This window comes from Pelagovum sp. HNIBRBA483 (genome assembly GCF_040931995.1).
In the GTDB taxonomy this organism is placed as follows: Bacteria; Pseudomonadota; Alphaproteobacteria; order Rhodobacterales; family Rhodobacteraceae; genus JAEPMR01.
On the sequence record NZ_CP162412.1, the window covers coordinates 2,182,112 to 2,202,995 of the forward strand.

Sequence of the window (20,884 nt, forward strand, 5' to 3'; positions counted from 1 at the left end):
ATTGCACCCAAAGCGACATTTCACGGCGAATTTGGCATGGAAACCACCCGCAGAGGCTTCATAAAGGGCCCATGAGAATGATGATCTCCTTCGCCGCGCTGTTCCTGTCGGTTGTTATGCTGCAACTGTCATCCGGCGGTGTGGGGCCGCTGGACGCGCTGTCGGGTTTGGCGAACGGCTTTTCAACCACGGATGTCGGCGTTCTCGGTTCAGCGCATTTTGTGGGCTTTTTCATCGGGTGCTGGTGGGCACCGCGCCTGATGGGAACCGTCGGCCATTCGCGGGCCTATGCGAGCCTCACGGCGATGGGGGCCATCGGCCTTGCCGCGCATGTCCTTGTGACCGATCCTGTGTGGTGGGCGCTGTTTCGTGTTGCGACGGGCATCTGCGTGGCCGGTTGCTACACGGTGATCGAAGCGTGGCTGCAATCGAAGGTCACCAACGAGACGCGCGGTCGCGCCATGGGGATTTACCGCGTGGTCGATATCTCTGCTTCTTTCGCGGCCCAGTTCATGATCGGCACGCTGGCCTCGATGGAAACTTATATCGCCTATAATCTGCTCACCATCCTATGCTGCGCGTCGATGCTGCCGCTGGCCATCACCCGCATGCCCCAGCCCGATAACCACGGCGCGCCGCGCCTGCGGCCCGCGATTGCGTGGCAAATGTCACCCTTGGCGACGCTGGGCGTTGTTGTGGCCGCGCTTTCGGCGGCCTCGTTCCGTATGGTCGGACCAATTTACGGCCAAGGGGTCGGCCTCGCGGCAGATCAGATTGGCTATTTCCTCGCCGCTTTCGTGGCAGGTGGTGCAGTGGCGCAATATCCGATCGGCTGGCTTGCCGATAAATATGACCGCCGCTGGGTGCTGATCGGCCTGTCGGTTGCAGCAGTCTTTGCCAGTGCCATCACCATCGGCGCGGCCCAAACTGGCGAAACAGGAGTGATGATCGCGGCAGCCATTTTCGGCTTTACCACCTTCCCGATCTATTCGGTCTGCGCCGCACACGCCCATGACTTCGCCACTTCAGAACAACGCGTCGAGCTATCTGCCGCGCTGATGTTCTTCTACGCGGTGGGCGCGATCGCTGCGCCCTACGCGACATCGGCTCTGATCGAAGTGTTCGGACCACCCGCACTCTTTATCGTGATCTCCGCGGGACATATCCTGCTGATCGCCTTTGGCGTGACACGGATGCGCGCACGCCCGACCGCCGCTGAGCGGACGCCCTATGTCTATGCGCCGCGCACGTCATTCCTCGTTGGGCGGCTCCTGCGCGGCTCGCGCGACCCCGACACCTGAGCAACAGCCGCAAACAGGGGGTTTTGATTCCCGCTCAGGGCCGCTAAATCCTTCGCAACTCGAATTGGAAGGTTGCATACCCTATGGCCCGTCACCTGATCACCTCGGCAATCCCCTACATCAATGGGATCAAACATCTCGGGAACCTTGTTGGCAGCCAGCTCCCTGCTGACCTCTATGCGCGATACCTGCGCCGGCGCGGCAATGAGGTACTGTTCCTCTGCGCGACTGACGAGCACGGCACGCCCGCCGAACTCGCCGCAGCCAAGGCCGGAAAGCCCGTCGCCGACTACTGCGCCGAGATGCACGCCGTTCAGGCCGAGATCGCGGACGGCTTCCGCCTGAGCTTCGATCACTTTGGCCGCTCCTCCAGTGACCAAAACCACCGCCTGACCCAGCATTTCGCTGCCCGCCTCGCCGATGCGGACCTGATCCGCGAGGTCAGCGAAACGCAGATGTATTCAAAGGCCGATGGCCGTTTCCTGCCGGATCGCTACATCGAAGGCACCTGCCCCAATTGCGGCTTTGACAGCGCCCGTGGCGACCAATGCGACAACTGCACCAAGCAGCTTGATCCGGTTGATCTCATCAACCCGCATTCCACCATTTCCGGCTCGACCGATCTGGAAATGCGCGAGACAAAGCACCTTTACCTGCGGCAGTCGCAGATGAAGGATCAGTTAGAGGAATGGATCGACACCCGCGAGGGCTGGCCCGTCCTGACCACCTCCATCGCCAAGAAATGGCTCAACGATGGCGACGGCCTGCAAGACCGTGGCATCACCCGCGATCTGGATTGGGGCATCCCCGTCAAGCGCGGCGAGAGCGACTGGCCGGGTATGGAGGGCAAGGTTTTCTACGTCTGGTTCGACGCGCCCATCGAATATATCGCCTGTGCGCAGGAATGGGTCGATGCTGGCAAGGGCGCCGATTGGGAGCGCTGGTGGCGCACCGACAAAGGCGCGGACGATGTGACCTACACCCAGTTCATGGGTAAGGATAACGTGCCATTCCACACGCTTTCCTTCCCCGCCACGATCCTTGGTTCTGGCGAGCCGTGGAAGCTCGTGGATTATATCAAATCCTTCAACTACCTGAACTATGATGGCGGCCAGTTCTCAACCTCGCGCGGGCGCGGCGTGTTCATGGATCAGGCGCTGGAAATCCTCCCCGCCGATTACTGGCGCTGGTGGCTACTGAGCCATGTGCCGGAAACATCTGACAGCGAGTTCACTTGGGAGAGCTTCCAATCCGGTGTGAACAAGGACTTGGCCGATGTCTTGGGCAATTTCGTCAGCCGCGTGACCAAGTTCTGCCGTTCAAAGTTTGGCGAAGTGGTGCCGGAGGGCGGCGATCTGGGTGCGCCTGAAAAGGCATTGATCGCCACACTTCAGGACAGGCTTACCGCTTACCAGTCCCACATGGATTCCATCGAAATCCGCAAAGCGGCGGTCGAGCTGCGGGCGATTTGGGTTGCGGGCAACGAATACCTGCAAGAAGCCGCGCCGTGGTCGACCTTCAAAAACGATCCAGAAGCCGCCGCCGCGCAAATCCGCTTCGCACTGAACCTGATCCCCTTCTACGCGGTGCTCTCCGCGCCGTTCATCCCTGATGCTGCGGCGCGGATGCTGGTGGATATGAAGGCTGACGACTGTGCATGGCCTGCTTCTGTCGAAGAGGCACTCACCCAACTCAAGGCAGGCCACGCTTTCACCGTGCCTGAAGTCCTGTTTGCCAAGATCACTGACGAGCAGCGCGAGGATTGGCAGCAGCGCTTCGCCGGCAAGCGGAACTAAAACCACCATAAAAATAAAGAAACGCCCCGGAAATCCGGGGCGTTTTTCGTTGCAAGATCGCGAGTATTAGGCCGTGGCTTTTGCCAATGCCTGATCCAGATCGGCGATGATGTCATCAGCGTCCTCGATGCCGATGGACAAGCGCACCACATTCGGCGACGCGCCAGCGGCTTCCTGCTGCTCCGGCGACAACTGGCGGTGGGTGGTGGAGGCCGAGTGGATGATCAGCGAGCGCGCATCGCCAAGGTTGGCAACGTGGCTGAACAACTCAAGGCTATCAACCAACTTCACACAAGCATCATAGCCGCCCTTCACCGCAAAGGTGAACAGCGCCCCTGCCCCTTTCGGGCAGATCTTCGCCACGCGGTCCTTGTAGGGGCTGGAATCGAGGCCCGCATAGGTCACGTAATCAACGCGCGGATCGGCTTCGAGCCAGTTCGCCACTTTCACGGCGTTGGCGACGTGCTTCTCCATCCGCAGGCTCAGCGTTTCGATGCCCATCAGCGTGTAATGCGCGGCTTGCGGGTTCATCGTCATGCCCAGATCACGCAGGCCAACCGCAATACCGTGGAAGGTGAACGCCATCGCGCCCAGCGCCTCGTGGAAGTTCAACCCGTGATAGGCCGGTTCCGGCTGCGAGAGAGAGGGGAACTTGTCACTTGCAGACCAGTCGAACTTACCAGAATCGACAACACAACCGCCGGTGACGGAGCCATTCCCTGTCAGGTATTTGGTGGTGGAGTTCACAACGATTGTCGCGCCGTGCTCGATCGGGCGGCACAGATAAGGCGTGGCCGATGTGTTATCCACGATCAGCGGAATGCCAGCCGCGTCCGAAATCGCCGAAATCGCATCAAGATCGGTGATGTAGCCGCCTGGGTTCGCGATGGATTCACAGAAAACGGCACGGGTGTTATCGTCAATCGCTTCTTTCACTGCATCCAGATCATCGAAATCAACGAACTTGCAGGACCAGCCAAAGCGCGAAATCGTCCGGCCGAACTGGGTGATCGTCCCACCATAGAGGCGGTTGGAGGCCACAATATTCAGCCCCGGCCCCATCAGCGGGAACAGCGCCATGATCTGCGCCGCATGGCCCGACGAACAGCAAAAGCCGCCGACGCCGCCCTCAAGCGTGGTGATCCGCGCGGCCAGAGCATCAACCGTCGGGTTAGTCAAACGCGAGTAGATGTAGCCAACCTCTTGCAGGTTGAACAAACGCGCGGCGTGCTCGGCATCTTTAAAAACAAATGATGTGCTTTGATAGATCGGCACCTGGCGCGCGCCGGTCGCCGCGTCCGGCGTGTTTCCGGCATGCACCTGAAGCGTGTCGAAACCGTGTTCTTTGGTCATGGAAGTCTCCCGTTTGGATGATCGCCGTGACGCTACGGCACGGGGGGCGGGCTTGCAATGGCCCAGAGAAGACCTTCAAAAAATTGGATATATTTATGTTAACCTAACGGTGATGATCGTCGGGCCATTGGCTTTCAGGCCTTTGGCGGCAACGCTCAACAGGCCTGAACAACCAAGACTTCGTATGGTACCCGCGGCCGGACTCGAACCGGCACGGCACTAAGGCCAAGGGATTTTAAGTCCCCAGTGTCTACCATTCCACCACGCGGGCACGGGCGTTCAATTGGCAGGTTTCACCGAGCGAGGCAAGAGCCTCCGCTAGTTCCTGTCACCAATGATCGCGATATAGCTGAAGTCGTCGCCAGCCCGCGTACCGCTAACACCGGCGCCCGTCACATAGTCCGCATTTTTGCCGTGAAAACTGCCGTAGAGGTCAAGGCTGCGGGTATCACCACTACCAGCGGTGACAACCAATGTGCCGCCCTGCCCGTCAAACAATCCGGAGGTTTCGATCTGCATATTGGTGTGGGAGTAGCTGGCATTGTCAGAGGTGACGCTCATGTTCGCGGTACGATCGATAAAATCCGCCTCCAGCGCGAAAGTGCCTGTTTCGCTGTAGTCTTCCCCATCAATCAGGAACTCCACAACTGCCAGCCCGTCGTAGCTGTAGGACGCGCCAAGCGGCAGCCCCTCGGGTGCAGATCCACCCACGACAATGGCCGGATTATCAGTACCGAACCGGCCATAAATACCCGCGACATCACTGTAGAAATAGGCGGAAACCTGTTCCCGCTCGCCATTGGCATATTCGACCTCGATCACGCCGGTGCTCAGGCCGTTTTCGTCTGTCGTTGCCGAGACAGACCGGACAATCGAAAGATGAGCATAATCTTTGGGGGATTCGATGTCGGGAATGATAGCAATGAAGTTCCCGTCGCCCGTGACTGCCCGCGCCACGCCCGCGCTAGCACCGAAAGGAGCGGTGGAAAGCACCTCCACATCGGCCGATGATCCGAAACACCCCGACAGCGCCCCGAAGGCGCCAAGAAAAAACAAAATACGATTGCCCATATCAAATACCTTTTGGGAAGTGACTGCTCAGCTCTCTTGGCCTCTTATTCGGGCCGTGAATGCAGTCAGTGTGCGCCATTTCGCCCTTTCAAGCAAGTTCCGTGCTCACGCATCGCCTGTGGTGACAGCCGACTGCCCAAAGCCCTCTTCCTTCACCGCCTGCATGGCAACATAGGTCGAGGTATGCGCGAGGTATGGAAGGAGCGATATTTTCTCAGCAAGAACCAGCCTGTAGCCTGTCATGCCGGAGGTGCGGACCTTCAGCAAATAATCGAACTGGCCCGCAATCAGATGGCATTGTTCGACCTCGGGTATCATCAAAACCGCCGCATTGAACTGAGCCAACGCGGCTTCGCGCGTGTCGGTCAATTTCACCTCGACAAATACCACATGATCACGCCGCAAGCGGATCGGGTCAAAAAGCGCGCGATAGCCGCGAATGACACCGCTATCTTCAAGTCTTTTGAGGCGGGCTTGGGTCGGTGATTTGGACAGGCCGATACGCCGCGCCAGTTCGGTTACGCTGATCCGCCCCTCAACCGCCACAATGTCGAGAATCTTGCGGTCAAATCCGTCCAGTTCAGAAGTCAATTTGCTCACCCAATCTGCAAAATTTCAGTCGCAAATAATAGTTTGCGCGCAATTAGCAGGAAAAACGCCTTTTATCAATCCTGTATTCTGGGACAAACGGAGATACCCAAAATGCCTCGTAAATTTGATAACCAGATCCGCGCAACCATCGACGCCAACATCTATGCCGAGGAAACTGCGATCGTCGAGACCCTGATCGACGTGGCCGCTCTGCCCGCCGCCGAGCGCCATGCCATTTCTGCCGATGGCGCAGAGCTTGTCCGCGCCATCCGCGGTGCCTCGGAGCCAGGGATGATGGAAGTGTTCCTTGCCGAATACGGCCTGTCAACCGAGGAAGGCATCGCGCTCATGTGTTTGGCGGAAGCGCTCCTACGGGTGCCGGATGCAGAAACCATTGATGCGCTGATCGAAGACAAGATCGCCCCTTCCGACTGGGGCAAGCATCTTGGCCATTCCTCCTCCTCATTGGTCAACGCTTCAACATGGGCGTTGATGCTGACGGGCCGCGTCTTGGACGAGCGTCACCAGCCTGGCCCCGCCAAAGCGCTGCGCGGCGCGATCAAGCGTTTGGGAGAGCCGGTCATCCGCACTGCCGTCGGGCGTGCGATGCGCGAAATGGGGCGGCAGTTCGTCCTCGGCGAGAATATCGGCGCAGCGATGAAACGCGCCGAAGGCATGCAGAAACTCCGTTTCACCTATTCCTATGACATGCTTGGCGAAGCTGCCCGCACCGAGCGCGATGCCCGCCAGTACCATCTGGCCTATTCCCGCGCGATCAGTGCCATTGCCGAAGGCTGCAAATCAGATTCCGTGGCCGAAAACCCCGGCATTTCGGTCAAACTGTCAGCCTTGCATCCCCGTTACGAGGAAGCCCAGCGCAGCCGCGTGATGGACGAGCTGGTCCCCCGCGTACGGGCGCTGGCGCAGCTGGCGAAAGCCGCCGGCATGGGCTTCAACATTGACGCCGAGGAAGCCGACAGGCTGTCACTATCGCTCGATGTGATCGAGGAAGTCCTCGCCGATCCGGGCCTGCGCGGATGGGATGGCTTCGGCGTGGTTGTTCAGGCCTACGGACAACGCGCGGGACATGTGCTCGACTGGCTCTATAACACCGCAGAACGGCTTGATCGGAAGATCATGGTGCGCTTGGTCAAGGGCGCCTATTGGGACGCCGAGATCAAACGCGCGCAGGTCGAAGGAATGACGGGCTTCCCCGTCTTCACCCGCAAGCAAGCCACTGACATTTCCTACATCGCGAATGCCCGCAAGCTGCTGTCGATGACCGACCGTATCTACCCGCAATTTGCGACGCATAACGCCCATACGGTCGCGGCGGTGCTTCATCTGGCAAAGACGATGGACAAACCGACAGACAGTTTCGAGTTCCAGCGCCTGCACGGGATGGGCGAAGCGCTGCACAAGATCGTGCTCAAGCGTGACGGCACCCGCTGCCGCATCTATGCCCCCGTTGGCGCGCATGAGGATTTGCTGGCATATCTCGTGCGCCGCCTGTTGGAAAACGGGGCGAACTCTTCTTTCGTCAATCAGATCGTCGATGAAACAGTCCCTGCCGAGAAGGTCGCGTCCTGCCCGTTCGAGACGCTCGGCAAAGGCCCTGATCTGCCCACCGGCCCTGCGCTTTTCGCGCCGGAGCGAACCAATTCCAAAGGATGGGACATCACCCATACCCCAACGCTTGAGGCAATCGACAAAGGCCGCGCCGATTTTGCAACTGGTGCCAAATGGCAAGCCAGCCCGCTGCCGGCGGCCGCGTTTTCCGCCACTGGCGCGGCACAACCAGTCACCAACCCCGCCTTGCCTGATGATGTTGTTGGTCACGTCACCGCTTCCACGCCGGAAGACATCGCCACCGCGCTGGACCGCGCCGCGCCTTGGGATACCGATCCCAGCACCCGCGCCGAGGTCCTCAACCGCGTAGCAGATGCCTATGAGGCGCATGCCGACGAGCTGTTTGCCTTGGTTGCGCGTGAAGCGGGCAAATCCCTTTCCGATGCAGTAGGGGAGCTGCGCGAGGCGGTTGATTTCCTCCGCTACTATGCCGCGCAAGCCCGCGATGGGGCGTCCAATCGCGCGGCGCGCGGCATCTGGACCTGTATCAGCCCGTGGAACTTCCCCCTTGCGATTTTCACAGGTCAAATCGCTGCCGCCTTGGCTGCCGGAAATGGTGTCCTTGCCAAACCGGCGGAACAAACGCCACTGATCGCGGCCCGCGCCGTTGCGCTGATGCATGCGGCCGGTGTGCCTGACGATGCCATCCAGCTGCTCCCCGGTGGCGGCGGCGTCGGCGCGGCACTTACGGCCGATGCACGGATCGCTGGCGTCGCCTTCACCGGCTCGACCGCCACAGCGCTGAAAATCCGCGCCGTCATGGCCACACATTGCCTGCCCGGCACGCCGTTGATTGCCGAAACCGGCGGCCTCAACGCTATGATCGTAGACAGCACCGCACTGGCTGAACACGCGGTGCGCGATATCGTTATGTCGTCCTTCCGGTCCGCAGGTCAGCGCTGCTCAGCCCTGCGCTGCCTCTATGTGCAGGAGGATATCGCCGAAAAGCTGCTGGAGATGCTCAAAGGCGCAATGAACGAGCTGGTGGTTGGCAATCCGTGGCATCTTGCCACCGATGTCGGTCCCGTGATCGACGCCACCGCCAAAGCAGGGATCGTCGCGCATATCGAGGCAGCCCGCAGCGAAGGCCGTATCCTGCACGAACTCGCCGCACCTGCCGCTGGCACTTTCGTCGCACCAACCGTTATCCGCATCGACGGCATTGCCGATCTTGAGCGCGAAATCTTCGGCCCCGTGCTGCATGTTGCCACATTCAAAGCCACCGAGATCGACGCCGTGATCAATGCGATCAATGCCACCGGCTACGGACTCACATTCGGCCTGCACACGCGGATCGACGATCGCGTTCAAACCATCGTTGAGAATGTGCATGCCGGAAACATCTATGTGAATCGCAACCAGATCGGCGCGGTTGTCGGCTCGCAACCGTTCGGGGGCGAGGGGCTTTCGGGCACGGGGCCGAAGGCAGGCGGCCCGCATTACCTGCCCCGCTTCCACCAGCCGCAACCCGCCCCTATCAGCGGTGCCGCATGGCAATCACCCGCTGATAATGGTCAACTGACCAAGGCACTGGAGGCTCCGACGACCCCACCCAGCCTCCCAGATCGCGACATGCCCGGCCCAACGGGCGAGTCCAACCGCCTGAGCGCCACTGCGCGTGGGCCGATCCTCTGCCTTGGACCTGGCGCCGAGGCGGCGGCAGCCCAGAAGGTCGCTGTCGAAGCTTTGGGCGGAATTGCCGTGACAGCGCACGGCGATCTGACACCTGACGCATTGGTAACGCTGCCGGATCTCGGCGCGGTGCTCTGGTGGGGCGACACGGAGACAGGCCGCGCAATCGAGAACGCGCTCGCGCAGCGCAACGGGCCGATTGTGGCACTAATCACCGCGATGCCGGATGCCGCCCATGTGCTGCATGAACGGCATGTCTGCATCGACACCACCGCATCAGGTGGCAATGCAGCGCTTCTTGCCGCCGTGGCGGAGGCTTAGAGCCTTTCACCATCTTGACCGCACCGTCGCCTTGGCAGACGGTGCGGCTCATGTTCCCGATCCGCGATCATAACCCCTCAATCCGAACACCGGTGATCACCTATCTGCTGATCGCGGCGAACATCAGTGTCTACCTGTTCGCGCAGATGCCGCTGACCTCGGAGCGCGATGTCGCCTACTTCTTTTACGAATATGCCCTCATCCCCGCTCGCATCAGCGCTGGTGAGAACCAGCAGGCGTTCGTCACGTCGATGTTCCTGCACGGCGGGCTGGCGCATCTGGGGAGCAACATGCTGTTCCTGTGGATTTTCGGAGACAACCTCGAAGACCGCATGGGCCGCTTGGGTTTCCTGCTCTTTTATGCGCTCTGCGGCATTGGCGCGGGCTTTGCTCAATATGTCACCGAACCCAGTTCGCAAATCCCTATGGTTGGCGCTTCGGGCGCGATCTCGGGGGTGATGGGGGGATACCTGTTGTTCTTTCCCCGTGCGCGGGTTGATATCCTGATCATCTTTATCCTGTTCATCCGCATCCTTCCGGTGCCCGCATGGATGATGTTGGGGCTGTGGTTCCTGATGCAACTGGTCGGCGGGCTGGGCACGGCGGCCGGTGGCGGCGGTGTCGCCTATTGGGCGCATGCCGGCGGGTTTGTTCTGGGAGTGGTGTTTGCAATCCCTGTCTGGCTGCGCGCGGGCGCATCGGATTATTGGCAGGCGACCGCTGGCGCACCACCGCACCCTGCTGCACGCTATCCGCTGCAACGCTCAAACGTGCCACGAGTCGCGCGGCACAAAGCCCCGCGCCGACCGCGCGGGCCTTGGGGTTAGGTCAGTTGCCGTCGCTCACTCGCGGCGGCGGCGCAGAATTTGTCGACCAATCGAACTCGATATTCGCGATGCTCTCGCTCACCCGATCAGCAAGAATTTCGACGCCAGAGCCGACCGTCTCCATCACAGCCAGTCCGAGCCCGACAGCGGCAGCCGTACCAACGACCCAATCAACGGTCGCTGCACCGGATTCGTCGCGAACGAAAGCCGCAATGCGGCTCCTATCAGAAAAACACCAATTCATCCGCCTCGCATAGCAGGCGAATGCGGCATCAATTTGTCGTCGATTATCTAGCTGCGGATGGCTTTTGCGAACTGCGGGAAAATCGCCTCATTGGCGCAGATGACCTCACCGTCGGCAAAGATATCGCCACCTTCGCGGAGCGGCTCGACAAAGGCACCAGCCTCACGCGCGATGACGAGGCCCGCCGCCATATCCCATGCATTCAGCTTACGCTCCCAGAAGCCATCGTAACGACCGGCCGCCACATAAGCCAGATCAAGCGCAGCGGCACCAAACCGGCGGACACCAGCACAGGTCGGCAGCAGGCGCCCAAGGTCTTTCAGCGTTTCGGGCAGGTCTGCGCGGCCGCCAAATGGCAGACCCGTCGCGAAAATGCTCTCGATCATGCGCGAACGGCCAGAGACGCGAATTCGCTGCTCGTTCATCCAAGCGCCTTCGCCTTTTTCGGCAAAGAACAGCTCATCCTTCACCGGATCATAGATGACGCCGGCGACAACCTGCCCCTTATGCTCCAGCGCAATGGACACAGCCCAATGCGGCAGGCCGTGCAGGAAGTTCGTCGTCCCGTCCAGCGGATCGACGATCCAGCGGCGGGTCGGGTCTTCGCCTTCAATTTCGGCGCCTTCTTCGCCCAAGAACCCATAGGTCGGACGGGCTGTCATCAGCTCTTCGCGGATCGTTTCCTCCGCGCGCAGATCGGCGCGGCTCACGAAGTCACCCGGGCCTTTGGTGCTGGCTTGCAGGTTTTCCACCTCGCCAAAGTCTTTCAGCAGGCCGCGTCCCGCCTTACGGGCGGTTTTCATCATGACGTTAAGATTTGCGCTTCCGGGCATGAAGAACTCCGTTCGGGGCCATAAGGGTGGGATCAGGCCGCGCGTATAGGCGCTCGCGGCCCTCTGGGCAAGAACAAAGAACGCCGCTCCGCCATGCACGAAACGCATGGGATGGGCGCCGCTGCACCGCGCGTTAACCTTTTCTTTACCTCCGGCGGCCAAAAGTCATCCAGTAGCTAAGAGGCGCCTATGTTACTGCCAAAATTGGATTATCTGCGCTACCAGACCCGCTTTGCCGTCCATATCGCCGCGCGTGACCTCGGAAAGCGCCTTTCCACTGCTGCGCTGATTGTTGGGCTGGTTTTTTGGGTCAAGGGCGCCGAACACGCAGCTGGCATCGGGCTGGTTCTGGCGGCCTACGAGATCGCAGGAATATGGCTTTACCGCCGGATCGCCGATCTCGATGAAGACATCTCCCTGCGATACATTCTCGCCGTTTGGGCCGTAAATTGGAGCTCGGTCATAGCCTATGCTTGGCCTGCCTTCGTCCTCTCGCAGGAGCCCTCTGCCGCTTTGCTGCTTGGGGGGTTCCTTTGGCTGTTTGGCGTGTTCGTGCATATCTCGAACAGCTTCGCATCCCTTCCGTTCTTCAACTGGAGCCTGATGGTTCCGTCCTTTGCCTCTGCCTTCGTGGTATTCTACCTCGCCGCGCGCAATGAATTCCTCCGTGGCTCCCCGCTGGAATGGGCTGTCACCACGGGCTTGATGGGGATTTACATCCTCAACAGTCTCGACACGTTGCATAAGCAAAAAGACACCCAAAAAGCGCTCGAAGCGGCGCGGGAGGAAGCCCAGCAACGCCTGAATGCGCTCGAATACATGTCCCGCCACGACCCGCTTACAGGGCTGCTGAACCGCCGCGCCTTTGATGAGGATCTGGCGAAACTCCTGTCACAAAGCCCCGATCCCAGTGCTGTCGGGGTGATGTTGATCGACCTCGACGGTTTCAAACCGATCAACGACACCCATAGCCATGATGCGGGGGATCACCTCCTGCGCGAAATCGGGCACAGGTTGCGTAATGTAGCCCGCGAGATCGGCCTTGCAGCGCGGCTCGGTGGCGACGAATTCATCATCGCGATCCCCGACCTCAGTTCGGACAATCTCGCAGAACGCCTTGCGCGCCTCACCTTGGAGGAAGTCGAGCAACCCTACCTCTACAATTTGCAGACGGAATTGCGGGTCAGCGCCAGTGTTGGCATCGGCATCTGCCGCCATACCGGCGCCGAGGTTGAGGCGCTTTGTTCGGCGGCGGACAAGGCGATGTACATTGCCAAAACCTCCACGACTGAAAAAGTCGTCCTGTTTTCACCGACACGATTTTCCTCTTCGGTGACGCCGCAGCAACGGCTCGCCCTGTTGGCGGCGGTGCACCAAGGTGACATCAAGCCTTATTTCCAACCCATCATCTCGACTGAGGACGGAACTTTGTTCGGGGTTCACGTCCACGCGCGATGGCAAAACCAACCGCCTGCCTGTAAACCAGTCACTGCATTGAACGACGCAATCCGTGAAATCGGCGCCGAGTCAGACTTTTTCGCCGCACTGCTTGGGGAACTGTGCCTCGAATTACGCGAGAACCCTTGTGATGGTGGTTTCGTCTTTCTTGAGGTTCCAGCCCGTTTGCTCACCACGGCAGCAGGCCGCGACCTTCTCAAAAACAAACTGACGGCCCTGTCGCCTGATCTCAGGCGCAGCCTTGTCCTGACCATCGGAAAGGATGCTTTCACCGATCGCTTGGCAGCATCTGTTATCGCTGGCGTGCGCGGGATATCACATACGGGTATTTCCTTTGCGATGAGCGGCTTCGGCCACGGTCAAATGCCAATCGACGCGCTGGAAGCCGGTCTATTTGACTATATCATTTTCTCACCGCTCGCCGTCGCACCATCGAACGTATCTAAGAACGCGATTGCCATGCAGCGCAAACGCACACTCCTTGCCGGAATGGTTGCTCTCGTGCGATCGACGCAGGCCACACCGGTAATTGCCAACGTGGAAACGAAAGAAATGCTGACCGCCGCGCAGGAGGCGGGGCTGTTCACCATGTACGGGCCGATCATCGCCAGCAAGGGATCGCTCTCCACCGTGCTGTCACGGCAGATCGTCCGCCGCCCGAAGGACCAAGCCGCGCTCCGCGCCTGAGCGCCTACCTGCGCTGCAATTTAACCGCTTCGCTCCGCGCAAGGCGCACAAAATGGGCCATGAACGGCCGGCTTGCCTCATCTTCGCGGGTCGCCGCGTAGAGCCGTTTGCTCAGACCGTTGGCCGTGATCCGCCGCGTGACATAATCACTCGAGCTGCGCAGCTGCCGCACCACCCAGTCGGGCAATACCGTCACTCCGCGATTGGAGGCGACCAACATCAAAATCACTGCGGTGAGTTCAACCTGACGGATCGCTGCCGGTTCAACGCGCGCAGGCGCCAGCAATTCGGTAAACACATCAAGCCGCGTCCGATCGACCGGATAGGTGATCAGTGTTTGACCGCGAAAATCCTCCGCCTCGATGACGTCTTTCTCGGCCAACGGATTCTGCGCGGAGGCCACGAAAACCGGCTCGTAATCAAAGAGCGGGTTAAATTCTATATCGTCCATTGCTCCCGGATCGGAGGAGATCACGACATCCACATCCTCGCGACGCAAGGCAGGCAAAGCGTCAAAAGCCAAACCGGGGCGGATATCCACATCCACATCCGGCCATGCCTTCCGAAACGCTTCAAGAACAGGCAACAGCCATTCAAAACACGCATGACATTCTATCGCGATATGCAGCCGCCCCGCCCGCCCCTGCACCAAGCCCGAGAACTCGGCTTCCAGATCAGCGACCAAGGGCAAGATCCGCTCCGCAGCCGCGAGCAGCTTTTTGCCCGCAGCCGACAGCCGCAAGGGCTTCGAGCGGCGCACAAAGAGATCGACGCCCGCCTGTTCCTCAATACCCTTGATCTGATGGCTCAGCGCCGATTGCGTGATGTTCAACTGATCAGCCGCCCGCGCAAGGCCGCCGGTATCGTGTATCGCCTTAATCGTTCGCAGATGGCGGAACTCGATATGCATATGTGAGAAACTTTCATTATCTTGGTGAGAGTTATGAATTTGTCTCACATCGCGTTTTTGGAGACAAGAGGGCAACCAAAATAGGAATCGCCCAATGACCCGCCCGTCCATCTCGTTTGAATTTTTCCCTCCCAAATCGCTCGAAGCATCGTTCCGGCTTTGGGATACGATCAACACGCTGTCACCGCTCGCGCCGGAGTTCGTCTCGGTGACATATGGCGCGGGGGGCACGACCCGCAAACTGACGCATGATGCAGTCAGCACGATCCACAAGCGCACCGGCCTGAACGTTGCCGCACATCTGACTTGTGTTGATGCCAGCCGCGACGAAACACTCGAAATCGCACGCGCCTACAAGGCCGCGGGCGTCTCGGATATTGTCGCCCTCCGTGGCGACCCGCCGAAAGGCGCCATAGGGTTTACCCCACACGCCGCAGGCTTCAGCTCGTCTGTCGAATTGATTGAGGCGCTGGCAAGTGAAGGCAGCTTTAACATCCGCGTCGGCGCCTACCCCGAGAAGCACCCCGAGGCCGCGTCCGATCAGGCGAATATCGACTACCTCAAGCGCAAGATAGACGCCGGCGCGACGAGCGCGATTACCCAGTTCTTTTTCGAAGCGGAGACTTTCTTCCGTTTTCGTGATGCATGCGTGAAAGCGGGAATCGACGTGCCTATCATCCCCGGCATTCTCCCCGTCGAAAACTGGGCAGGAACCCGCCGTTTCGCAGCGCAATGCGGCACATCCATCCCGAAGGTGGTCGAAGATGCCTTTGAACATGCAGAAAGGGACGGCACGAGCGATCTTCTCGCCACCGCCCTTGCCAGCGAACTGTGCGATGATCTTCTCGGTGGCGGCGTGGAGCACCTTCATTTTTACACGCTCAACCGCCCCGAGCTGACTCGCGACGTCTGTTTCGCGCTCGGCATCACACCCGAATTGCAACTGGAAAACGTTGCCTGACGCCACTTCAACTTGGTTCGACTCCCCGTGAACCTCTCCGCCTGTCGTCATTTCCGGCAGGCGGTTTTTCTTTGCGCCGATGGGCGGAAAAACGCTGTCCCTCCCTGCATTTACTAGAAACGAGACTGGCGCCCAGTATATCAGCCGGATAGGGTGCTCGGCACAGGAAATACGGATCAGGCAGGAATGAAGGCCAATTTCGCTCTCTCGCTCACTGAAGACGGTGTCCGCCTGTTTCAGCGCGTTTCGCGCGGCTGGGCAGTCGTGGGCGAGGTCGCCCATGCGGACCCAGAAGCGAGCGCGAAAATGGCCGCGCTGCGCCGCGAGGCGCTGGCGCGTGAACCATCCGGCCTGCGTACCAAGCTCCTGATCCCAAACGAGCAGATCAAGTACATCTCCCTGCAAAACCCGATCGCCACCACGGCCGAGATCGACGCTGCTCTGCAAAACGCGACAGCCTACCCGATCAGCGAAATCGTGCACGACCACAGCCGCGACGAGAACCAAACCTTTGTCGCCGCCGTCACCCGCGAAACTCTCGACGAGGCCGAAAAATTCGCTGAGACGCACCAGTTCATGCCGGTTTGCTTTGCCGCCGTGCCCGAGAAGGGCACCTATGTAGGCGAAGTTTTCTTCGGTCGCACCCTCGCCGCCCTGAGCCTGCTCGGCCCCGGACAAGTGATCGAGCGGGACGATGTACCAGTCAGCCTGACCGACGACTTGGCAGACCTACCACCATCACCTGATGCCAGCGCGCAAGCGCCGGTCGAGGATTCCACACCGGAGGAATCGTTCGCGGAAATTTACGATGAAATGGTGCAGCCGCCCCTGTCAGAACCTGTATCCGAAGCGCCGCAGGCGTCAGATGTGACCACCCCGCGCCAAAGCGCTTCTGCCCGCTTCACCCCTATGGCTGTTCTTGGCACTGGCGTTGCAGACTCAGCAGCTGAAGAAGGCCCCGCAGCGCCGACCGAGCCTGTACTTTTCGCGCACACAATCAGCGACACACCCGCCCCGCCCCCCGAGGCAAAGGCGCTCTTCGGTGCCAAACGGGATGACGATAGCACCGCGCAACCAGACCCAGCAGACGTCGCAAGCCGCTTGACAAAAGCCGCCGGCCGCCTCGCCAAAACGATCAGCGCGACCTCACCGGCCACCGACGAACAAGACACGCCAGCAACAGGCAGCCTAAAGGCGCTCTTTGCATCTACCCGCACAAAACCGGCAACCGCGCCGGAGCCCCGCAACGAGCCGCTGGTCCGAAAAGATCCGCCTGCGGTGCAACCGGCAATGTTGCCCCCCGTGCCGCCGCCAGCACCCTTCGCCAGCCGCCCAACGGCTGGAAACGATGAGCGACGCTTCACGGTTTTCGGCGCGAGAGATCGCCAGCCGCGCAGCATGCGCGACCCGCGCTTCCTTTCGCTGCTGGCTTCGAGCATCATTTTTGCCTTCGCGGTTGGCTACCTGGGCTTTGCGGGATGGGATCGCCTCAGCAATGGCGCAGAGCCGGAACTTTCCAGCGTCGAGCCGGTCGTTGCTGAAATCCCGCCCGAGGCTCCGCAAATGCCCAGCGAAACGGATGGGCGGTCCTTCGATCCCGTGTCGGAGCAACCAGTCACTGCCGTCCAAGACCCGACATTCCCCGCCCCAGATGCAACCACGCCCGCTTTGCCCGATGTCGCGGACACAGCCACGCAAAGCGCTGCTGCCGCGCCGGAAGCAGAGCAGGTACCTGTCATCGCGGGGCGCGTTCTGACCCCGGATGAGGCGCAAACAATCTATCAGCGTACCGGCGTCTGGCAGCGTGCGCCGCGCTTTGCCGCCATCCCGCAAATCCTCTCCGAAGAAAGCGGCGCAGGTGCACCGATCTCGATGCCTACAGCATCGCAAGAGGTGCTGCCGCTTCCCGTTATCGCCGGTTCAACGCCTGATCAGGTTATGCTGGCACCGCTGGACCCGCCGCCCGCAGGCACAAGTTTCGCGCGGGATGCGCGCGGCTTCATACTGGCCACGGCGGAAGGAACGCAGCTTCCCAACGGCGTTACCGTCTATGCGGGCCAGCCCGACGTTCCGTTCCGCGCCCGTCCGGGGACGGAGCTGCCGCCTGACCCGCCATCCCTCCAGCCCGGCGCACAGATCACCGAAAGCGGCGCTTTGCTTCTGGCTGTGCGGCCGGTCGTAACCCCGCCAAACCGCCCTGCGGGGATCGCGCCCGAGCCGGCGGTTGAAACCCCGCCCGAGCCGGAAGCGGCGGCGGAGGCGACGGCCATAACGCCCGCCGAAACCGAAGCCACGGTTGTTCCCGCCCCGATCGACCCCGAAACCGGCCTGCCGCTCACCATCATCGAAGGCTCTCCCGACCTTCCCCCACCCAACCGCCCTGCCGGCCTCGCGCCTGAGCGGATCATTGAACCCGAAACCGGCCTACCAATATCGATCACCGACGAACCGCCTGCGGTCCTTCCCCCGGCACGGCCGGATGGGCTCGCACCTGAAGACACAGCTCCGCCGGATCAGACCGACGCGACGAATGCTACCGATGCCACTACAGGCGTTGATGAGGCGCTCGCTGACGCCACTTCAGCCGATGATGAGGCACTCGCCGATGCGGACCTCGTCGCCCTCTTCGACAATCCCGGAGGGGTCGGTTTCGCTGCGCTTCAGCCGCCCGCCCGCCCTTCAGGGTTAGTGGCGACCGCCCCGTCATGGTCGCGCGCGGATCTCGGCACCGGATCGCCTCCTGCCCGCCCTGCTGATCTGATCGCTTCCGCACTGCCCGACAATGACGTGCTGGCGATTTCGGCAGCCCTGAACTCGGCAAGGACAGCAGTAGCCAGCAGCGATCTGGTTCCCGATCTGACCATCGTGCCGGAACCGCGCCCGCGCAACTTCGACCAAATCGTCGCCAATGTGCGCCAGATCGCGGCAACCCGCCCCGTCGCGGCCTCGCAAGCTGCCGCGCCTTCCGGTTCTGTCCCCCGCTCTGTGGCCGACGCCGCCACCGAAGAATCCGCAATTTCCCTGCGCGGCTTGGCATTGCTCGGCATCTTCGAAAGCGGAGGCAACCGCACCGCGCTGGTGCGGCTTCCCAATGGCCGGATCACGCGGGTTGGCAGCGGAGACAGGCTTGATGGCGGACAAGTCGCCTCAATCGGTCAAACCAGCCTGACATATCGCTCTGGTGGCCGAACATTGACGCTCGAAATGCCGTAAACACTCGATAGAGACGCCCGTTTCAAACCGTTGTCATTCCGTGCCGCGATTGCGATAGTAAAATTATGGAAAGTTTCCTCTTTCAAGCCACGATCTATCTCGGTGCTGCGGTCATTGCCGTGCCGCTTGCCGCCCGCCTCGGGCTGGGCTCTGTCCTCGGCTATCTTGCCGCAGGCATTGTGATCGGACCGCTGACAGGGCTCGTCGGCAGCGAAACCCAAGATCTTCAGCATTTTGCCGAATTTGGCGTGGTCATGATGTTGTTTCTCATCGGGTTGGAGCTGGAGCCGCGCACCCTATGGGCCATGCGCATGCGCCTGTTGGGGCTTGGAGGGTTGCAAATCGTTTTGACCGCCGGCGCCATCACCGGCGGCCTGATCTTCATGGGCACCTCCACGGCAACCGCGCTCGCTATCGGGATGATCCTGTCGCTGTCATCGACCGCAATCGTTCTGCAAACATTGTCGGAAAAGGGACTGGTGCAAACCTCGGGTGGGCGCAATGTCTTCTCGGTTCTGCTGTCGCAGGATATCGCCGTGATCCCGATGCTGGCAGTTTTGCCCCTTTTTGCGGTTTCACTGCCGGTATCGCTCTCGCCTGACGGGTCCATCGCCCGCGAGACGGCCACCAACGGCAGTGATCACGGCGCAAGTGATGCCCATTCCGCGGCATTCGATTTTGTGCAAGGGCTGCCCGGTTGGGGGGTGACGCTGATTACCGTCGCGGCAATCGCAGCAATCATCCTCGCTGGCAGCTTCCTCACACGACCGGTATTTCGCTACATCCACCTCGCGCGCCTGCGTGAGATGTATACCGCGCTCGCGCTTCTCATGGTGGTGTCCATTGCGGTTCTGATGGATTTCGTCGGCCTCTCCCCCGCGCTCGGAACCTTTCTGGCGGGCGTTGTCCTTGCCAATTCCGAATTCCGCCACGAGCTGGAAAGCGACCTTGAGCCATTCAAAGGGCTGCTGCTCGGCCTGTTCTTCATCACCGTGGGCGCGGGCTTCGACTTCGCCGCCTTCTTCCAAGAGCCGTTCCGGATCATTGGCCTAACGCTTCTGCTGATCGTCCTCAAATTCTCGGTGCTGTTTCTTCTGGCACTGGTCTGGAAAATCCGCAAACGGGACCGCTGGCTGTTCACCCTCGGTCTGAGCCAGGCAGGTGAGTTTGGCTTCGTCCTTGTCTCGTTCGCTCTGGCTACAGGCGTATTGACTCAAGCGCTCGGTCAGAACCTGATCCTCGTGATCGCGCTATCGATGCTGATCACCCCGTTGCTATTCATCCTTTACGAATATCTGAGCCGCCGCTCGACCGAAGAGACGACAACCACCGCTGCCGACGAGATCGACAAGCAAGGGCCCGTCATCATAGCGGGCATCGGGCGCTTCGGGCAGATATCGAACCGCCTGATCCAAAGCGCCGGTTTCCAAACCATCGTGCTCGACAATGATCTGGAGACGGTTCAGATGATGCGCAAATTCGGCGCGCGCGGGTTCTTTGGCGATCCAACCCGCCCTGACCTGCTGAAAGCCGCCGGTATCGAAACCGCCCGCGTGCTTCTAGTCGCGGTGGACGACAAGCACACCGCCGTTAAGCTGGTGAGCTACGCCCGCAAATTGCGGCCCGATCTGCACATTATCGCCCGCGCCCGCGACCGCGTGCATGTCTACGAGCTCTACGCCGCCGGCGCCAATGACATCGTGCGCGAACTTTTTGACAGCTCTCTACGCGCAGGGCGCTACGCGCTCGAAAATCTCGGCCTCTCCGAATACGAGGCGGCTGAGGCACAGGAAGTGTTCTACCACCATGACCGTGACAACCTGCGCGAACTGGCCGAACTGTGGAAACCGGGCGTGCCGATTTCTGAAATTCCAGAATATGTGAAGCGCGCCCGCGAACTGAACAACGATCTCGAAACGGCATTGGCAACGCGCCAGCAAAAGCGGGATAAGACCGCTGCGCCACCCCTGCACGAGACACAAGCGCCCCCTCCAGCCGGTTCAGGTGAAGGGGACGATCTCTCCTCCCCACCCGCCGCTGAAAAGGGCGACGCCTAG

Annotated in this window: 14 protein-coding genes and 1 tRNA gene; 8 read left to right on the top strand and 7 right to left on the bottom strand. The window is 60.6% G+C overall.

Features of this window, described 5'->3' with window-relative positions; genetic code table 11:
- Positions 1–71 precede the first annotated feature (71 nt).
- Positions 72–1,301 carry an MFS transporter gene (locus AB1E42_RS10730; RefSeq protein WP_368344239.1) on the top strand — a complete coding sequence of 410 codons (1,230 nt, stop codon included), beginning with the start codon at positions 72–74 and terminating at the stop codon, positions 1,299–1,301.
- Between the two features lie 83 nt (positions 1,302–1,384).
- Positions 1,385–3,097, top strand: coding sequence for a methionine--tRNA ligase (metG, locus tag AB1E42_RS10735; RefSeq protein WP_368344240.1), 1,713 nt, complete (start codon positions 1,385–1,387; stop codon positions 3,095–3,097).
- 66 nt (positions 3,098–3,163) lie between these two features.
- Here the strand turns inward: metG and AB1E42_RS10740 are convergent, their stop codons facing one another.
- The 4 genes from AB1E42_RS10740 to AB1E42_RS10755 form a co-directional block, all read right to left on the bottom strand.
- Positions 3,164–4,450, bottom strand: a complete 1,287-nt coding sequence (locus AB1E42_RS10740) for an O-acetylhomoserine aminocarboxypropyltransferase/cysteine synthase family protein (protein WP_368344241.1) — start codon at positions 4,448–4,450, stop codon at positions 3,164–3,166.
- A 185-nt stretch (positions 4,451–4,635) separates the two neighbouring features.
- Positions 4,636–4,721: transfer RNA gene (locus AB1E42_RS10745), tRNA-Leu, on the bottom strand.
- A gap of 47 nt (positions 4,722–4,768) precedes the next feature.
- The gene (locus AB1E42_RS10750; RefSeq protein WP_368344242.1) at positions 4,769–5,521 is read right to left on the bottom strand and encodes a hypothetical protein; all 753 of its coding nucleotides are present in this window, start codon (positions 5,519–5,521) and stop codon (positions 4,769–4,771) included.
- Between the two features lie 105 nt (positions 5,522–5,626).
- Positions 5,627–6,121: an Lrp/AsnC family transcriptional regulator gene (locus AB1E42_RS10755; protein WP_368344243.1), complete on the bottom strand. Its 495-nt coding sequence runs from the start codon at positions 6,119–6,121 to the stop codon at positions 5,627–5,629.
- Positions 6,122–6,223: 102 nt separating this feature from the next.
- On the opposite strand from AB1E42_RS10755, the gene putA reads away from it, so the two are divergent.
- Both putA and AB1E42_RS10765 read left to right on the top strand, forming a co-directional pair.
- Positions 6,224–9,694: a bifunctional proline dehydrogenase/L-glutamate gamma-semialdehyde dehydrogenase PutA gene (gene putA / locus AB1E42_RS10760; RefSeq protein WP_368344244.1), complete on the top strand. Its 3,471-nt coding sequence runs from the start codon at positions 6,224–6,226 to the stop codon at positions 9,692–9,694.
- A gap of 50 nt (positions 9,695–9,744) precedes the next feature.
- Positions 9,745–10,521: a rhomboid family intramembrane serine protease gene (locus AB1E42_RS10765; protein ID WP_368344245.1), complete on the top strand. Its 777-nt coding sequence runs from the start codon at positions 9,745–9,747 to the stop codon at positions 10,519–10,521.
- 1 nt (position 10,522) lies between these two features.
- On the opposite strand, the gene AB1E42_RS10770 is transcribed toward AB1E42_RS10765, so the two are convergent.
- Both AB1E42_RS10770 and AB1E42_RS10775 read right to left on the bottom strand, forming a co-directional pair.
- Positions 10,523–10,765 carry a Flp family type IVb pilin gene (locus AB1E42_RS10770; protein ID WP_368344246.1) on the bottom strand — a complete coding sequence of 81 codons (243 nt, stop codon included), beginning with the start codon at positions 10,763–10,765 and terminating at the stop codon, positions 10,523–10,525.
- 47 nt (positions 10,766–10,812) lie between these two features.
- Positions 10,813–11,598 carry an inositol monophosphatase family protein gene (locus tag AB1E42_RS10775; protein ID WP_368344247.1) on the bottom strand — a complete coding sequence of 262 codons (786 nt, stop codon included), beginning with the start codon at positions 11,596–11,598 and terminating at the stop codon, positions 10,813–10,815.
- A 189-nt stretch (positions 11,599–11,787) separates the two neighbouring features.
- On the opposite strand from AB1E42_RS10775, the gene AB1E42_RS10780 reads away from it, so the two are divergent.
- Positions 11,788–13,743, top strand: a complete 1,956-nt coding sequence (locus AB1E42_RS10780) for a diguanylate cyclase (RefSeq protein ID WP_368344248.1) — start codon at positions 11,788–11,790, stop codon at positions 13,741–13,743.
- 4 nt (positions 13,744–13,747) lie between these two features.
- Here AB1E42_RS10780 and AB1E42_RS10785 read toward each other — a convergent pair whose 3' ends face one another.
- The gene (locus tag AB1E42_RS10785) at positions 13,748–14,653 is read right to left on the bottom strand and encodes a LysR family transcriptional regulator (RefSeq protein ID WP_368344249.1); all 906 of its coding nucleotides are present in this window, start codon (positions 14,651–14,653) and stop codon (positions 13,748–13,750) included.
- 94 nt (positions 14,654–14,747) lie between these two features.
- On the opposite strand from AB1E42_RS10785, the gene metF reads away from it, so the two are divergent.
- The 3 genes from metF (at position 14,748) to AB1E42_RS10800 (ending at position 20,884) form a co-directional block, all read left to right on the top strand.
- Entirely contained in the window at positions 14,748–15,614 is an 867-nt protein-coding gene (metF, locus tag AB1E42_RS10790; RefSeq protein ID WP_368344250.1) for a methylenetetrahydrofolate reductase [NAD(P)H], read from the top strand.
- Positions 15,615–15,800: 186 nt separating this feature from the next.
- Positions 15,801–18,827: a hypothetical protein gene (locus AB1E42_RS10795; RefSeq protein ID WP_368344251.1), complete on the top strand. Its 3,027-nt coding sequence runs from the start codon at positions 15,801–15,803 to the stop codon at positions 18,825–18,827.
- Between the two features lie 65 nt (positions 18,828–18,892).
- Positions 18,893–20,884, top strand: a complete 1,992-nt coding sequence (locus AB1E42_RS10800) for a cation:proton antiporter (RefSeq protein WP_368344252.1) — start codon at positions 18,893–18,895, stop codon at positions 20,882–20,884.

Excerpts from the sequence above, each read along its gene's own strand:
- putA (WP_368344244.1), top strand. The coding sequence starts at position 6,224 with ATGCCTCGTAAATTTGATAACCAGATCCGCGCAACCATCGACGCCAAC.
- AB1E42_RS10785 (WP_368344249.1), bottom strand. The coding sequence starts at position 14,653 with ATGCATATCGAGTTCCGCCATCTGCGAACGATTAAGGCGATACACGAT.
- AB1E42_RS10740 (WP_368344241.1), bottom strand. The coding sequence starts at position 4,450 with ATGACCAAAGAACACGGTTTCGACACGCTTCAGGTGCATGCCGGAAAC.
- AB1E42_RS10750 (WP_368344242.1), bottom strand. The coding sequence starts at position 5,521 with ATGGGCAATCGTATTTTGTTTTTTCTTGGCGCCTTCGGGGCGCTGTCG.
- metG (WP_368344240.1), top strand. The coding sequence starts at position 1,385 with ATGGCCCGTCACCTGATCACCTCGGCAATCCCCTACATCAATGGGATC.
- AB1E42_RS10730 (WP_368344239.1), top strand. The coding sequence starts at position 72 with ATGAGAATGATGATCTCCTTCGCCGCGCTGTTCCTGTCGGTTGTTATG.
- AB1E42_RS10775 (WP_368344247.1), bottom strand. The coding sequence starts at position 11,598 with ATGCCCGGAAGCGCAAATCTTAACGTCATGATGAAAACCGCCCGTAAG.
- metF (WP_368344250.1), top strand. The coding sequence starts at position 14,748 with ATGACCCGCCCGTCCATCTCGTTTGAATTTTTCCCTCCCAAATCGCTC.
- AB1E42_RS10795 (WP_368344251.1), top strand. The coding sequence starts at position 15,801 with ATGAAGGCCAATTTCGCTCTCTCGCTCACTGAAGACGGTGTCCGCCTG.
- AB1E42_RS10770 (WP_368344246.1), bottom strand. The coding sequence starts at position 10,765 with ATGAATTGGTGTTTTTCTGATAGGAGCCGCATTGCGGCTTTCGTTCGC.
- AB1E42_RS10800 (WP_368344252.1), top strand. The coding sequence starts at position 18,893 with ATGGAAAGTTTCCTCTTTCAAGCCACGATCTATCTCGGTGCTGCGGTC.
- AB1E42_RS10765 (WP_368344245.1), top strand. The coding sequence starts at position 9,745 with ATGTTCCCGATCCGCGATCATAACCCCTCAATCCGAACACCGGTGATC.
- AB1E42_RS10780 (WP_368344248.1), top strand. The coding sequence starts at position 11,788 with ATGTTACTGCCAAAATTGGATTATCTGCGCTACCAGACCCGCTTTGCC.